At 73.9% G+C, this 13,604-nt stretch carries 12 protein-coding genes; 3 read left to right on the forward strand and 9 right to left on the reverse strand.

The window, feature by feature from the left end; translation table 11 throughout:
• The first annotated feature begins 71 nt into the window (after positions 1-71).
• Positions 72-680 carry a flavin reductase family protein gene (locus AMK29_RS09490; protein WP_241845211.1) on the forward strand — a complete coding sequence of 203 codons (609 nt, stop codon included), beginning with the start codon at positions 72-74 and terminating at the stop codon, positions 678-680.
• Positions 681-1,229: 549 nt separating this feature from the next.
• Here AMK29_RS09490 and AMK29_RS09495 read toward each other — a convergent pair.
• Both AMK29_RS09495 and AMK29_RS09500 read right to left on the reverse strand, forming a co-directional pair.
• On the reverse strand, positions 1,230-2,525 hold the full coding sequence (locus AMK29_RS09495) for an MFS transporter (protein ID WP_073810403.1): 1,296 nt from the start codon (positions 2,523-2,525) through the stop codon (positions 1,230-1,232).
• Positions 2,526-2,782: 257 nt separating this feature from the next.
• On the reverse strand, positions 2,783-4,036 hold the full coding sequence (locus AMK29_RS09500) for an MFS transporter (protein ID WP_073810772.1): 1,254 nt from the start codon (positions 4,034-4,036) through the stop codon (positions 2,783-2,785).
• A gap of 59 nt (positions 4,037-4,095) precedes the next feature.
• Between AMK29_RS09500 and AMK29_RS09505 the strand changes: the two genes are divergently transcribed.
• A complete protein-coding gene (locus tag AMK29_RS09505; protein ID WP_073810404.1) occupies positions 4,096-5,097 on the forward strand; it encodes a GlxA family transcriptional regulator in 1,002 nt (333 codons plus the stop codon).
• Here the strand turns inward: AMK29_RS09505 and AMK29_RS09510 are convergent.
• From AMK29_RS09510 to AMK29_RS09520, 3 genes are read right to left on the reverse strand one after another with little or no spacing between them, the layout of a single operon-like run.
• Positions 5,058-6,278, reverse strand: coding sequence for an MFS transporter (locus AMK29_RS09510; RefSeq protein ID WP_073810405.1), 1,221 nt, complete (start codon positions 6,276-6,278; stop codon positions 5,058-5,060). The two genes, AMK29_RS09505 and AMK29_RS09510, sit on opposite strands and share 40 nt — an antisense overlap.
• Positions 6,279-6,331: 53 nt before the next feature.
• Complete coding sequence (locus AMK29_RS09515; RefSeq protein ID WP_073810406.1) at positions 6,332-7,381, reverse strand: Zn-dependent alcohol dehydrogenase; 1,050 nt, start codon at positions 7,379-7,381, stop codon at positions 6,332-6,334.
• Positions 7,378-8,310 (reverse strand): SDR family NAD(P)-dependent oxidoreductase, encoded by a 933-nt coding sequence (locus AMK29_RS09520; protein WP_073810407.1) that lies wholly within the window; start codon positions 8,308-8,310, stop codon positions 7,378-7,380. The genes AMK29_RS09515 and AMK29_RS09520 overlap by 4 nt, the downstream gene beginning before the upstream one ends.
• 102 nt (positions 8,311-8,412) lie before the next feature.
• On the opposite strand from AMK29_RS09520, the gene AMK29_RS09525 reads away from it, so the two are divergent.
• Complete coding sequence (locus AMK29_RS09525) at positions 8,413-9,339, forward strand: cyclase family protein (RefSeq protein WP_073810408.1); 927 nt, start codon at positions 8,413-8,415, stop codon at positions 9,337-9,339.
• A gap of 178 nt (positions 9,340-9,517) precedes the next feature.
• Here the strand turns inward: AMK29_RS09525 and AMK29_RS09530 are convergent, their stop codons facing one another.
• From AMK29_RS09530 to AMK29_RS09545, 4 genes are all read right to left on the reverse strand, one after another.
• A complete protein-coding gene (locus tag AMK29_RS09530) occupies positions 9,518-9,988 on the reverse strand; it encodes an ATP-binding protein (protein ID WP_073810410.1) in 471 nt (156 codons plus the stop codon).
• Positions 9,989-10,340: 352 nt separating this feature from the next.
• Positions 10,341-11,228, reverse strand: a complete 888-nt coding sequence (locus tag AMK29_RS09535) for an acyl-CoA dehydrogenase family protein (protein WP_073810776.1) — start codon at positions 11,226-11,228, stop codon at positions 10,341-10,343.
• An 8-nt stretch (positions 11,229-11,236) separates the two neighbouring features.
• Positions 11,237-12,373: an acyl-CoA dehydrogenase family protein gene (locus AMK29_RS09540; protein ID WP_073810412.1), complete on the reverse strand. Its 1,137-nt coding sequence runs from the start codon at positions 12,371-12,373 to the stop codon at positions 11,237-11,239.
• On the reverse strand, positions 12,373-13,581 hold the full coding sequence (locus AMK29_RS09545) for an amidohydrolase family protein (protein ID WP_073810413.1): 1,209 nt from the start codon (positions 13,579-13,581) through the stop codon (positions 12,373-12,375). The genes AMK29_RS09540 and AMK29_RS09545 overlap by 1 nt, the downstream gene beginning before the upstream one ends.
• Positions 13,582-13,604: the final 23 nt, after the last annotated feature.

Raw genomic sequence — 13,604 nt, forward strand, 5'->3', positions numbered from 1 at the left:
TCCACGGCCCCCGGGGGCGACGGTCGTCCGTCGCACCCGGGGGCTTCCTATCTGACGAGCCGTCAGTTTCAATGGGCGGTGTGATGGGACACGCGGGGATGGCGGCCACCGCCGTCCGACACCTGAGAGCGGCCGGGTCGCCGACGGCCGTCGAACCACTGCCCCGGCCGGTACTGCGCGCGGTACGGGCGGACGAGCGGCCGCCCGTCGACCCGGCCGAGTTCCGCCGGGTCCTCGGCCACTTCGCGAGCGGGGTCACGATCGTGACGGCCCTCGACGCCGACGGCCCGGCGGGCTTCGCCTGCCAGTCCTTCGCCTCGCTCTCCCTCGACCCGCCCCTGGTCGCCTTCATGGTCGCCCGGACGTCGACGACCTGGCCCCGGATCGCCGCCGCGGGAACCTTCTGCGTCAACGTCCTCGGCGCCGGCCAGGCCGGACTGTGCCGGGCGTTCGCGGTGAGCGGCGCCGACAAGTTCGCGGGCGTGGCCTGGACCCCGGCCCCGGTCACCGGCTCCCCGCTGCTGCCGGACGCCCCGGCCTGGATCGACTGCACGATCACCACCGTCCACACGGGCGGCGACCACCTGATCGTGGTCGGCCGGGTGGAGTCCCTGGACACGACGAACGAGGACGCGCCGCTGCTCTTCCACCGGGGCCACTTCGGCCACTTCACCCCGTAGCGACGCCACCTACAGGCCCCGGTGCGGACCTCCGCCCAGCCGGGCAGCACCGGCCCCGCCGTCGTGGCCCTCCGCACCGGCGGGCGGCACCCACCCCCGTCGTGGGCATTCGCCCCGCTGGGGCGGAGCCCACCCGCCCCCCGTTGTGGGCATTCGTTCTGCTGGGGCGGAACGGGTGGGCACAACGGACGGCGCCCCGTGCCGGGCCTGGGCTTCCGCGCCTGAACCCGCACCCCGTGCACGGCCCACAGGGGGTGCGGGTCAGGGCACAGGGGGCGGAGGCGCCCGCCAAGGGCGCCGTCCCGTGTGCCCACCCGTCCCGCCCAGCGGGACGAATGCCCACACGGCGGGTGGGGCGGCTCCGCCGGGCCCTGCCCCCGCACCGGGCGCGCCGCAAGGGACGAGCGATCGCCCGCACGGGGGTGGGGCCGCGGGCGCGGCGAGGGGCCGCAGACACCCCGCACGGGGGACGCCCGCACCGTCGGCGCGGCACGGAGCAGGGCGGGGACGCGGCAATGGGTGCCGGGCGGCCGTAGGCGGGTCGGCGCGTCACGCTCCCGTCAGGGACGGGCGGCGGATCACCAGGGCCATCAGGGCCGCCGCCGCGCACAGGGCACCCGACGCGTACCAGACGACGTCGTACGAGCCGAAGACGTCCCGGGCCAGCCCGCCCGCGAAGGCGACGACCGCCGCGCCCACCTGGTGGGAGGCGAGGACCCAGCCGAAGACGATCGCCGAGTCCTCGCCGTAGTGCTCCCGGCAGAGGGCGATCGTGGGCGGGACGGTGGCCACCCAGTCGAGGCCGTAGAAGACGATGAAGAACAGCATCGGCGGGTGCACGGAGGGCGCCAGCAGCATCGGCAGGAAGAGCAGCGAGACACCGCGGAGGGCGTAGTACACGGCGAGCAGCCGGCGGGCGGAGAAGCGGTCCGTGAACCAGCCCGAGGCGATCGTGCCGACGACGTCGAAGACACCGATCACCGCGAGGAGTCCCGCGGCGGCCGTGACGGGCATCCCGTGGTCGTGGGCGGCGGGCACGAAGTGCGTCTTGACGAGGCCGTTCGTGGACGCTCCGCAGATCGCGAACGAGCCGGCGAGCAGCCAGAAGGGGCCGGTGCGGGCCGCCTTGAGGAGGACGGTGACCGCGCGGCGGGCCGCGCCCGTCACGGGGGCGGGCTTGTCGGCGTACTCCCCGCCGTACGGGGCGAGTCCGACGTCCGCCGGGTGGTCGCGGAGCAGCAGCCAGACGAAGGGGACGACCGCGAGGGCGGCGAGCGCCACGGTCACGGCGGCGGGGCGCCAGCCGTGGTGCTCGACCAGCCAGGAGAGCAGGGGCAGGAAGATCAGCTGCCCGGAGGCGCCGGCCGCGGTGAGGATGCCGGTCACCAGGCCCCGGCGGCCGACGAACCAGCGGTTGGTGACGGTCGCGGCGAACGCGAGGGCCATCGAGCCGCTGCCGAGGCCGACGAGGACGCCCCAGTAGAGGACGAGCTGCCAGGCGGCCGTCATCCACACGGTGAGGAGCGAGCCCACGGAGATGACCGTCAGGGCGACGGCGACGACCCGGCGGATGCCGAAGCGGTCCATGAGGGCGGCGGCGAAGGGCGCCGTCAGGCCGTAGAGGGCGAGGTTCACCGAGACGGCGAAGCCGATGGTGCCGCGCGACCAGTCGAACTCCTCGTGCAGCGGCTCGATCAGCAGGCCCGGCAGCGACGCGAAGGCCGCGGCCCCGATGATCGTGACGAAGGTGACCGCCGCGACGAACCAGGCGCGGTGGATCCGGGGGTTGCGGGCGGCGGCCGGTCCGTCGGGCGTACGGGCGGGCGTCTCGGTTGTCTGGGCCATGCCAGTGAGCCTCCCGTCTCGGGCGCGTCCCGGCCATTGGCCCGAATGACAGGTTTCCAAAGAATCGGGCCACACCCGGGGCCAAGCCGGGTCACACCCCGGGCCAAGCCGGGTCACTCCCCGGCCACTCCGGGCCCCCCGGCCACCCCGGACCCCGCCGGCCCCACCCAGGGTCCCGTCGGCCACCTCGGGCCCCGGACCCCGCCGGCCACCCCGGAGAACCCGCCAACCCCACCCCGGCCCCTCCGCCCCCACCCCTACACCCGCGCCAGCGTCCTGATCGGTCGGGCCGCCAGCAGCGCGCCCACCACGAGCACCGCGATCCCCGCCCCCGCGAGCAGCACCTCCTCCGTGCCGACCGCCGCCGCCACCGGCCCCGACAGGGTGCGGCCGACGCCCATCATCAGGAGCGAGCCGGCCACGTCGTACGCGTGCATCCGGTTCAGGGCCTCCTGCGGTACGTGCGTCTGGACGGCCGTCGACCACATCACCAGCCAGAACGCGAAGGCCGCCCCGCCGATGAACTGGCCCGCCCCGAGCAGGGCCACCGGCGCGCCGAGACCGAGCAGGAGGAGGTTCACGGGGAGGCCGAGGAGGGCGACCGCGCCCGCCGCGAGGGGCGTGCGGGGGCGCAGCCGGAGGGCGAGCAGGCCGCCGACGGCGCTTCCGGCGCCGTTGACGGCCATGAGCACGCCGTAGGTGGCCGAGCCGTGGTCCTCGGTGACGAGGCTCGCGGTGAGCGGCACCATGGGTCCCGCGACGGTCAGCCCGTACACCGTCCAGATGGAGATGACCCCCCAGAGCCAGCTCCGGGCCTTGAACTCGCGCCAGCCTCCGGCGAGTTCGGCGCCGAGCGAGTCGCGGCGCAGGGAGTCGGACGGGAGGCGCGGGATGCGCATGAGGGCGAGGCAGAGGGCGCTGACCGCGAACGTGGCGCCGTTGACGGCGAACGCGGCGCCCGCGCTCCACACCGCGACGAGGAGGCCGGCGGCGGCCGGGCCCGCCATGGTCATGAGGGCTTCGACGACCCGCAGGACGGCGTTGGCGCGCTGCACGTCGGAGGCGATGCGCGGGATCGTGGAGGCGACGCCGGGCTGGAAGAGGGCGGCGCCCATGCCGGCGGCGACGGAGAGGACGTACACCGCCCAGAGCGGCGGGCTGCCGAGGGTGAAGGAGACGGCGAGGACGGCGGCTCCGGGCAGGCGCAGCAGATCGGCGAGGATCATCATGCGGCGGGCGGTGAACCGGTCCGCGAGGACCCCGCCGAAGAGGACGAAGAGCGCGAAGGCGGCCGTCCAGCCGCCGAGCGCGTAGCCCACGGTGGAGCCGGGGTGGCCGGCGCCGAGGAGCCCTGCGGCGAAGGCGACGGGGACCATGCCCTCGCCGAAGACGGCGACGCCCCGGGCGACGAAGAAGAGCCGGAAGTTACGGTTCCAGAGCGCGGGCGGGGCGGGCGGGGCGGGAATCCGCTCGGCGGCCTCAGACTTGTACGTGTTGTCCGTCACGGACAGCTGACCTATCACCCGAGTGGTCTGGACCACCAGTGGATTTTCCGGAGGGGACACCGCCCGTGCCGCCGACACCCCGGCCCCCGACGCCGCCGCACCGCGTCGCCGTCCTCGCGCTGCCCGGTCTCCTCCCCTTCGAGCTGGGCATCCCGCACCGCATCTTCGGCCGCGCCCGCGACGCCGAGGGCCGGCTGCTGTACGAGATCGTCACCTGCGCCCCGGTCGCCGGGCCCGTCCAGACCGACGCCGACTTCGCCGTCCACGTCGAGCACGGCCCGGAGGCGCTCGCCACCGCCGACACCGTCGTCGTCCCCGCCTCGTACGAACTCGGCCCGGTCTACGACGAGGGCAGGCTCACCGACGAGCTCGCGGCCGCCCTCGCCCACATACGGCCCGGGACCCGGCTCGTCTCCATCTGCACCGGCGGGTACGTGCTCGCCGCCGCCGGTCTCCTCGACGGGCGCCCAGCCACCACCCACTGGTCCTCCGCCGAGCACTTCCAGCGTCTCTTCCCGCGCGTACGGGTCGACGCGGACGTCCTGTTCGTCGACGACGGCGACGTCCTCACCTCGGCGGGCGTGGCCGCCGGGATCGACCTGTGCCTGCACATCGTGCGCCGCGACCACGGTACGGCCGTCGCCAACGACGTCGCCCGCAGGACCGTCGTGCCGCCGCACCGGGACGGCGGCCAGGCCCAGTACATCGAGCGGCCCCTGCCGGAGGCCGGCACCCACACGACGACGTCCGCGCGCGCGTGGGCGCTCGCCCGCCTCCACGAGCCGATCCAGCTGCGGGACCTGGCCGAGAAGGAGGCCATGAGCGTACGGACGTTCACCCGCCGCTTCCGTGACGAGGTCGGCATCAGCCCCGGCCAGTGGCTCACCCAGCAGCGCGTGGAGCGCGCCCGGCACCTGCTGGAGTCCACCGACCTGCCCGTCGACCGGGTCGCGCGGGACGCGGGCTTCGGCACGGCCCAGTCGCTGCGGTCGCACCTGATGAGCGCGATCGGGGTGACCCCGACGTCCTACCGGCGCACCTTCCGCACCGGCGCGACGGCGTCCTGACCGGCGGGCACTGCGGCGACGCGGGCCGTCCGCCGCTCCCCCACCGCCCCGACCACCGTGAGCAGCACGGTCAGGCCGACCCCGCACAGGATCGCCGTCGACGGGGCGACCACCGTGAGCAGGCCGCCCGCGAGGGTGCCGCTCGCCGCGTAACCCGCGCCGACCGCCGCGTACATGACCGAGTACCCGGCGGCGAGCGCGGACGGCGGGAGGATCTCCCGCAGGGCCAGGTTCCGGGTGAGCATGGCGGGGGCCATGAGGAGGCCGGACAGCGCGAGGGTGATCGCGATGCCCACCGTCCAGGGCAGGACGGCGACGAGGGCGACCCCGGCGGACACGCCGAGGACGAGGACGACGGACTGGACCGGCAGCGCTCCCGGCCAGCGGCCGCCCCGCAGGCCGTACACGAACGCGCCGACGGCCGAACCGATGGAGAACCCGGCGAGCAGGGGCCCCGCCCAGCCGATGCCGATCCCGCGCTGTTCCAGCAGGGCGGGCAGGATCAGCTCGGCGAGCGCGAGCAGCGTCAGGGCGCCGGCCCCGAGGACGTAGACGGGCCAGGCCCGCAGCAGCGCCCGTCGCGCCGAGGCCCCCTTCTCCGGCGGTTCGGCCGCCCAGCCGGCCGGCAGCAGCCACAGTCCGGCCACCGAGAGGCCCATCAGGACTCCCTGGAGGAGCAGCGGTACGGCGGGGTCGACGCCGAGCGCCAGACCGGTGGCGAGCGCGGGGGCGGCCGCCCAGATCCCGAAGGTCAGCACCGATTCCATGCTCATGGCCTGGGTGACGGCGCGTTCCGGGACGAGGCTGGTGAGCAGGGCGCGCAGCCCGCCGGGCACGGCGGCGGGTCCCGCGCCGGCGAGCAGCGCGAGGGCGGCGAGGACGGCCGGGTGGGCGCCGGGCAGGAGGCCGAGCCCGGCGAACCCGGCGGCGCCGGCGGCGAGTCCGGCGACGAGCTGCGGGCGGGCCCGCTCGGCGTTCATGCGCATGCCGAGGACGGGGGCGGCGACGATCTCCCCGAGCACGTACGCGGCGGCGAGCGCGGCGCCGAGCGAGTAGCCGCCGGGCCGCTCCCGGACGAGGAACACGAGCGCGAGCGGCGCCATCGCGACCGGCAGCCGCCCGGCGACGGTGACGACGGACCAGACGAGGACGGGGCGGATGGCGAGCTCGCGGTAGGACATGTCCAGGACCGTACGGCTCCTGACTCCTGATGCCCAGCCCTTTCCGTACGGCTTCAGAAGGTGAGCACGCCCCTGGCCACCTTTCCCCGCTCGGCGTCCTCGACGGCCCGCGCGAACTCCTCCACCGGGTAGGTGGCGGTGACGAGTTCGTCGAGGAGGAGGCGGCCGGAGCGGTACAGCTCGGCGTAGAGGGGGATGTCCCGCTGGGGGCGGGAGGAGCCGTAGCGGCAGCCGAGGATCGACTTGTCGAGGAACATCGCGGCCGGGAGGAAGCTCGCCTCCGCCTTGGGGGCGGTCATGCCGAGCAGGATCGCCTGGCCGTGCCGGTCGAGCAGGTCGATCGCGGCGCGGACGAGTCCGGTGTGGCCGACGCATTCGAAGACGTGGTCGGCGCCGGTGGGCAGGACGTCCCGTACGCCGTCGGCGGAGGTGAGGAAGTGGGTGGCGCCGAACCGGCGGGCCACCTCCTCCTTCGCGGGGTTGGTGTCGACGGCGACGATCGTGAGGGCGCCCGCGATGCGGGCGCCCTGGAGGACGTTGAGGCCGATGCCGCCGGTGCCGATGACGACGACGGTCTCGCCCCGGCCGACCCGGGCGCGGTTGAGTACGGCGCCGACGCCGGTGAGGACGCCGCAGCCCATGAGGGCGGCGGAGGTGAGCGGGATGTCCTTCGGGATCCGCACGGCCTGGACGGCCTTGACGACGGTCCGCTCGGCGAAGGAGGAGTTGGAGGCGAACTGGTACAGCGGGTTCCCGTCCCGGGAGAACGGGCGCCCCGGGCTCCCGATGGCCTTCCGGCACATCGTGGGCCGCCCCCGGTCGCAGTCGGCGCAGGCGCCGCAGTTGGCGAGCGTGGAGAGGGCGACGTGGTCGCCGGGGACGACATGGGTGACGCCGGGTCCCACGGCCTCGACGACGCCCGCGCCCTCGTGGCCGAGGACGACGGGCACGGGGAACGGGATGGTGCCGTCGATGACGGAGAGGTCGCTGTGGCAGAGTCCGGCGGCGGCGACGGCGACGAGCACCTCGCCGGGGCCGGGCGGGCGCACCTCCAGGTCGTCGACGACCCGGGCCTGCTTCCCGTCGAAGACGACGCCTCTCATGAGCCGTTCTCCTCGGCCGCGTTCGGGCGGGAGCCCTCCGCCGCCGCCCGGGCCATCTCGTCGAGCCGTGCCAGCATCGGCATCGGGTCCACCCCCACCGTCCCCGGCAGGAAGTCCGCGATGCGTTCCGGGGTCCACGCGCCGCCCTCCGCGTATCCCGCGCGCAGTTCCCTCGGCTGGGCCCAGACCGCGATCTTGGGGCCCGCGATCGTGTACACCTGGCCGGTGATCCGCTCCGACCGGGCCCGCTCGGAGAGCAGGTAGACGACGAGCGCCGCCACGTCCTCCGGTTCGCCGATCTCCGCCAGTTCCATGGGGACGTTCGCGGACATGCGGGTCCGGGCCACCGGTGCCACGGCGTTGGCCGTCACCCCGTACTTGTGGAGTCCGAGGGCGGCGCTGCGCACCAGCGAGATGATCCCGCCCTTCGCCGCCGCGTAGTTGGCCTGGGCCACCGAGCCCTGGTGGTTGCCGCTCGTGAAGCCGATGAGGGTGCCGGCGCCCTGGCGGCGCATCACCGCCGACGCGGCCCGGAAGACGGTGAAGGTGCCCTTGAGGTGGGTGGCGACGACCGGGTCCCACTCCTCCTCGGACATGTTGAAGAGCATCCGTTCGCGCAGGATGCCGGCGACGCACACGACGCCGTCGACGCGGCCGTACTCCGCGAGGGCGACGTCGACGACCCGCTGCCCGCCCGCCATGGTGGAGATGTCGTCGGCGACGGCGACGGCGGTGCCGCCCGCCGCCTCGATCTCCTTGACCACGGCGAGGGCGATCTCGGAGCTGGGTTCCCCGCCGTCGATCGACACCCCGTAGTCGTTGACGACGACCTTCGCGCCCTCCGCCGCGCACGCGAGGGCGACGGCGCGGCCGATGCCCCGTCCCGCGCCCGTCACGGCGACGACCTTGTCAGCCAAGAAGTTCCCCACGCCCGGCCCCTTCCCGCAGTTTCTGACGGTCCGTTAGATTCGTTCGTCGTCAGGATTCTACGGTCCGTCAGATACCGGTCCACAAGACCCCGGAGGCCCCCGATGTCTCTGCCCGCCGCATTCCACGAGATCGCCAAGCGCGTCAACAACTGGGGCCGCTGGGGCCGGGACGACGAGATCGGCACGCTCAACCTCGTCACGGACGAGGTCGTACGGGACGCCGTCGCCACCGTCCGTTCGGGGCTCCGCGTCCCGCTCGCCGTCGACCTCAAGCAGGACGGCGTGCAGACCGGCGTGATCCCCGGCCGGGTCAACCCGCTCCACGTCATGGTCCAGATCAACCAGGAGCTCTTCGGCCCCGGCACGATCGCCACCAGCGACGACGCCGTGACCCTGGGCCTGCAGGCCGGCACCCACTGGGACGCCCTGACCCACGTCTCGCACTCGGGCCGCCTCTACAACGGCCGCCCCGCCGCCTCCATCACCCCGCACGGCCGCTCCGAGTTCAGCGGCATCCACACCGCCCGGCACCTCGTGAGCCGTGGCGTCCTGCTCGACGTCGCCGCCGCGAAGGGGCTGGACCGGCTGCCCGGCGACCACGCCGTCACGCCCGAGGACCTGGACGAGGCGGCCGACTTCGGCGGGGTCACGGTCCGGTCCGGCGACGTCGTGCTCGTACGGACGGGTCAGATGCGGCTGTACCTGGCCGGGGACCGGCACGGGTACGCGTTCCCGTCACCGGGCCTCTCGGTCCGTACGCCGGAGTGGTTCCACGCCCGCGACGTCGCGGCCGTCGCCAACGACACGCTCACCTTCGAGATCTTCCCGCCGGAGATCGAGGACCTGTGGCTGCCCGTCCACGCCCTCGACCTCGTCGAGATGGGGATGCTCCAGGGGCAGAACTGGAATCTGGAATCTCTGTCCACAGCCTGTGCACAAGAGCGGCGCTACGCGTTCCTGCTCTCCGCGATGCCCGAGCCCTTCGTCGGCGGCACGGGCACACCGGTCGCGCCGGTCGCCGTGCTCTGACAGGGATTCACGGGGACGTTCACAGGGGCATCAGCGGGCGGCGGCGCGCTCGCGCGCGCCCCGAGCACGGCACGGCCGCCGCCACCCGGCCACGACCCGCACACGCCGAGGGCACACGGCCCTCGGCTCCCCTCGCCACGAATCGCTCACCCCAGGGTGGTCAAAACGCCATGAAACGTCAACAGCGCACCCGTCCGGGTGACACGGAGCCCCCCGGAACCACCGGTCCCACCGGCACCGGAACCGGCAGGGGCGCGGCCGGAGCCCGGTCCACCTCGCACCAGATGCTCTTGCCGACGCCCTCGGGCTCCCAGCCCCACCGGTCCGCGAGGCCGTCGACCAGCTCCAGGCCGCGCCCGTTGGTGTCCTCGCCCTCCGCGTGCCGGGGCCGCGGCGGGCGGTCGCTCGTGTCGGCGACCTCGACCCGCACCCCGCCCTCCGACGCGAACAGCATCCGCAGCACGGCCGGACAGCCGGTGTGCACCACGGCGTTGGTCACGAGTTCGGAGATGAGCAGCACCAGCGTCTCGGCCAGCGGCTCGTCCGCCTCTATGCCCGAGCCGGCGAGCCGTGACCGGGCCCACCTCCGGGCTCGCCCCACCTCTGCCGGGTCGGGCCCGACCTCCAACTGCACCTGAAGCACCTGCACCGCTCACACCATCCGAACCGGCGGACACACCTTCACGGAACGTGATTCCCTTACGGGACAGCATGGTTGACGTACAGTCACCGCAACAAGCGCTTCGGGCATATTCCAGCGCGAAGGAGTACGCATGGTCCATACTGTGCGACGCACTCTGCGGGGAGTCGAACGCCGGGCGCGAGCGGCGGGCATTCGCGGAGCCGGGGTCACCTCGGGGGCGACACCGGGACGATCCGGGGCAACATGCACGCGCATCCCACGGAGCGTACCGGAGCCGGAGGCCGACTCCGGGCCGTGACGACCCCGCCGAAGGACACAACCCGATATCGACGTTCCGTGACCTGCCCGGCGCGGACCGCTACAGGGCGGCGGCCATCGCCTCCTCGGCGCGCGCGGCGGGCAGCCGCAGCTCGGCCCGCACCCACGCGCGTTTGAGGTGCAGATGGACGTCCGCCTCCCAGGTGAAGCCCATGCCACCGTGGACCTGGAGGCAGTCGCGGGCGTTGCCGGTCGCGGCCCTGTCGGCGAGGAGTTTGGCGCCCGCGGCCTCGACGGGGTCGCCGGTGAGGGAGGCGGCCCGCACGGCGGCGCGGGCGAGCTCGGTCCGCACGAGCATCCCGGCGCAGAGGTGCTTCACCGCCTGGAACCCGCCGATCGCCGTCCCGAACTGCTCCCGCTCCCGCGCGTACCGCACGGCCGCCTCGGTGGTCCGCTCGGCACTCCCGACCTGCTCGGCGGCGGTGAGGAGCACCGCGGCGGCGTGCCGGAGCACCGTGGGCCCGGCCCCGTTGGCGCTGCCGCCGGGATCCGGCACCCGGTGCAGCGGTGTCAGCGGATCCACCGACCTCATCGGCGCGGCTCCCCGCGCGTCCCCGAGGACCACGTCCGCCTCGTCCAGCCAGGGGACGAGGCCCTCGGCGGCCTCGGTCACCACCACGTCCCCCTCGGCGGCGCCCGGCACGGACCCCGCCGCCAGGTGCGTCGCGACGAGCGGTCCCGGCAGCAGCGCCCTGCCCGCCTCCTCGAAGACGAGCACCGCCTCCGGCAGCCCGAGCCCCACCCCGCCCTCCTCCTCCGGCAGCCGCAGCGCGAAGAATCCGGCCGCGCCCAGTTCCCGCCACAGGCCCCGGTCGAGGCCGCCCGCGTCGACGGCGGCCCGGAGGGCGTCCCGGTCGAAGAGGCGCGCGAGCAGGTCGCGCACGCCCCGGCGCAGCGCCCGCTGGTCCTCGGTGAGTCGGAAGTCCACGGCGGCGGTCACCGGCCCTTCGGCAGGCCGAGGATGCGCTCGGCGACGATGTTGCGCTGGATCTGGGAGGTGCCGGCCGCGATCGTGTACGAGAGCGAGGAGAGCCGGTCCAGGGTCCAGTCGCGGTCGAGGTCGAGCGCGTCGGGTCCGAGGACGGCGGCGGCGGCCTCGTACAGCTCCTGGCGGGCGTGGGAGTAGTGCAGTTTGAAGACGGAGCCGCCGGTGCCGGGGACCCCGCCGGTGGCCTGGGCCTCGCTGACGTTGGCCTGGACGAGGCGCCACAGCGCCTGGAACTCGGCGGAGAGCCTGCCGAGCCGCCGCCGCAGGACGGCGTCGTCCCAGGTGCCGTTCTCGCGGGCCGTACGGGCGAGTTCGCCGAGGAGGCGGCGGCAGGCGACGACCTCGCCGACGAAGGCGGTGCCGCGTTCGAAGGAGAGGGTCACCAGGGTGATCCGCCAGCCGTCGTTCTCCGCGCCGACGCGGTTCTCCACGGGCACGCGTACCTCGTCGAGGAAGACCTCGGCGAACTCCGTCGAGCCCGCGAGGGTGCGCAGCGGCCGTACGGTGACGCCCGGTGCGTCCATGGGCATCGCGAGCCAGGTGATGCCCCGGTGCCGGGGCGCCGCTCCGGGGTCGGTCCGTACGAGCAGTTCGCACCAGTCGGCGGCCTCGGCGTGCGAGGTCCAGATCTTGGAGCCGGTGACGACGTACGTGTCCCCGTCCCGTACCGCCCTGGTCCGCAGGGACGCGAGGTCGGAGCCCGCGTCCGGTTCGCTGAAGCCCTGGCACCAGACCTCGTCTCCGCGCAGGATCGGCGGCAGCCAGCGTGCGCGCTGTGCGGCGGTGCCCTCGGCGGCGATCGTCGGCCCCGCGTGGAGGAGTCCGACGAAGTTGGCGCCGACGTAGGGCGCGCCGGCGCGTTCGGTCTCCTCCAGGAAGATCAGCCGCTGCGTCGGGGAGGCGTCCCAGTGGGTGTCGGCGTATCCGGCGTCGTACAGCCGGCGCTGCCAGCCGCAGTCGTAGGCCCGGCGGGCCGGCCAGTCCGTCGGGTCGGGTCTCGGCGGGAGGCCGGGCAGGGTCGCGGTGAGCCATTCCCGCAGCCGGGCGCGGAAGTCCTCCTCCTCGTCGGTGCAGGTGAGGTCCATCAGACGGTTCCGTGGTCGCGGTCGAGGTCGAGGCCGAGCATGCGGATGGCGTTGCCGCGCATGAGCTTGTAGACGGTCTCGTCGTCGAGGCCCTGGACGTGGTCGAGGGCGACCTCCTTGGTGTGCGGGAAGGTCGAGTCGACGTGCGGGTAGTCGGTCTCGAAGGTGGCGTTGTCCCTCCCCACGACGTCGAGGGAGGCGATGCCGTGCTTGTCGCGGAAGAAGCAGCAGAAGATCTGCCGGTAGTAGTACGTGGACGGGGGCTCGGGGATCAGGTCGCGGACGCCGCCCCAGGCGCGGTGCTCCTCCCACACGTCGTCGGCGCGTTCGAGGGCGTACGGGATCCAGCCCATCTGGCCCTCGCTGTAGGCGAGCTTGAGCGTCGGGAACTTGACGAGGACCCCGGAGAAGAGGAAGTCCATCATCGAGGCCATGGCGTTGTTGAAGCTCAGGGAGGCCTGGACGGCGGGCGGGGCGTCGGGGGAGGCGGCGGGCATCTGGCTGGACGACCCGATGTGCATGTTGACCACCGTGCCGGTCTCCTGGCAGACGGCGAAGAAGGGGTCCCAGTGGCCGGAGTGGATGGAGGGGAGTCCGAGGTGGGTGGGGATCTCGGAGAAGGTGACGGCCCGGACGCCGCGGGCGGCGTTGCGCCGGATCTCGGCGACGGCCAGGTCGATGTCCCACAGGGGGATGATGCAGAGCGGGATCAGCCGTCCGCCGCTGTCCCCGCACCACTCCTCGACCATCCAGTCGTTGTAGGCGCGGACGCAGGCGAGGGCGACCTCCTTGTCGTGGGCCTCGGCGAAGGTCTGGCCGCAGAAGCGGGGGAAGGTGGGGAAGCAGAGGGAGGCCTCGACGTGGTTGAGGTCCATGTCGGCGAGGCGTGCCTTCGGGTCCCAGCAGCCGCGCCGCATCTCCGCCCTGGTGATGCCCTCCAGGGTCATGTCGTCGCGGTCGAAGCCGACGGCGGCGATGTTCCGTTTGTACGGGAACATGAGGTCCTCGTAGATCCACCAGTCGGTGGGCGGTCCTTCGGGGTCCATGGTGATCCGGTACTTGCCGGCGACGTAGGCGAGCTCGCCGATGCCGGCCGTGAGGGGCCGGGGGCCGCGGTCGCGGTACTGCTTCGGGAGCCAGGTCTCGAAGAGGTGGGCCGGCTCGATCACGTGGTCGTCGACGCTGATGATGCGGGGCAGTTCCGTCATGGGGCCTTCTCCCGGTTCCGCCG

The sequence above is a fragment of the Streptomyces sp. CB02261 genome (assembly GCF_001905665.1).
GTDB lineage: Bacteria > Actinomycetota > Actinomycetes > Streptomycetales > Streptomycetaceae > Streptomyces.

Excerpts from the sequence above, each read along its gene's own strand:
- AMK29_RS09490 (WP_241845211.1), top strand. The coding sequence starts at position 72 with ATGGGCGGTGTGATGGGACACGCGGGGATGGCGGCCACCGCCGTCCGA.
- AMK29_RS09495 (WP_073810403.1), bottom strand. The coding sequence starts at position 2,525 with ATGGCCCAGACAACCGAGACGCCCGCCCGTACGCCCGACGGACCGGCC.
- AMK29_RS09510 (WP_073810405.1), bottom strand. The coding sequence starts at position 6,278 with ATGTCCTACCGCGAGCTCGCCATCCGCCCCGTCCTCGTCTGGTCCGTC.
- AMK29_RS09515 (WP_073810406.1), bottom strand. The coding sequence starts at position 7,381 with ATGAGAGGCGTCGTCTTCGACGGGAAGCAGGCCCGGGTCGTCGACGAC.
- AMK29_RS09525 (WP_073810408.1), top strand. The coding sequence starts at position 8,413 with ATGTCTCTGCCCGCCGCATTCCACGAGATCGCCAAGCGCGTCAACAAC.
- AMK29_RS09540 (WP_073810412.1), bottom strand. The coding sequence starts at position 12,373 with ATGGACCTCACCTGCACCGACGAGGAGGAGGACTTCCGCGCCCGGCTG.
- AMK29_RS09545 (WP_073810413.1), bottom strand. The coding sequence starts at position 13,581 with ATGACGGAACTGCCCCGCATCATCAGCGTCGACGACCACGTGATCGAG.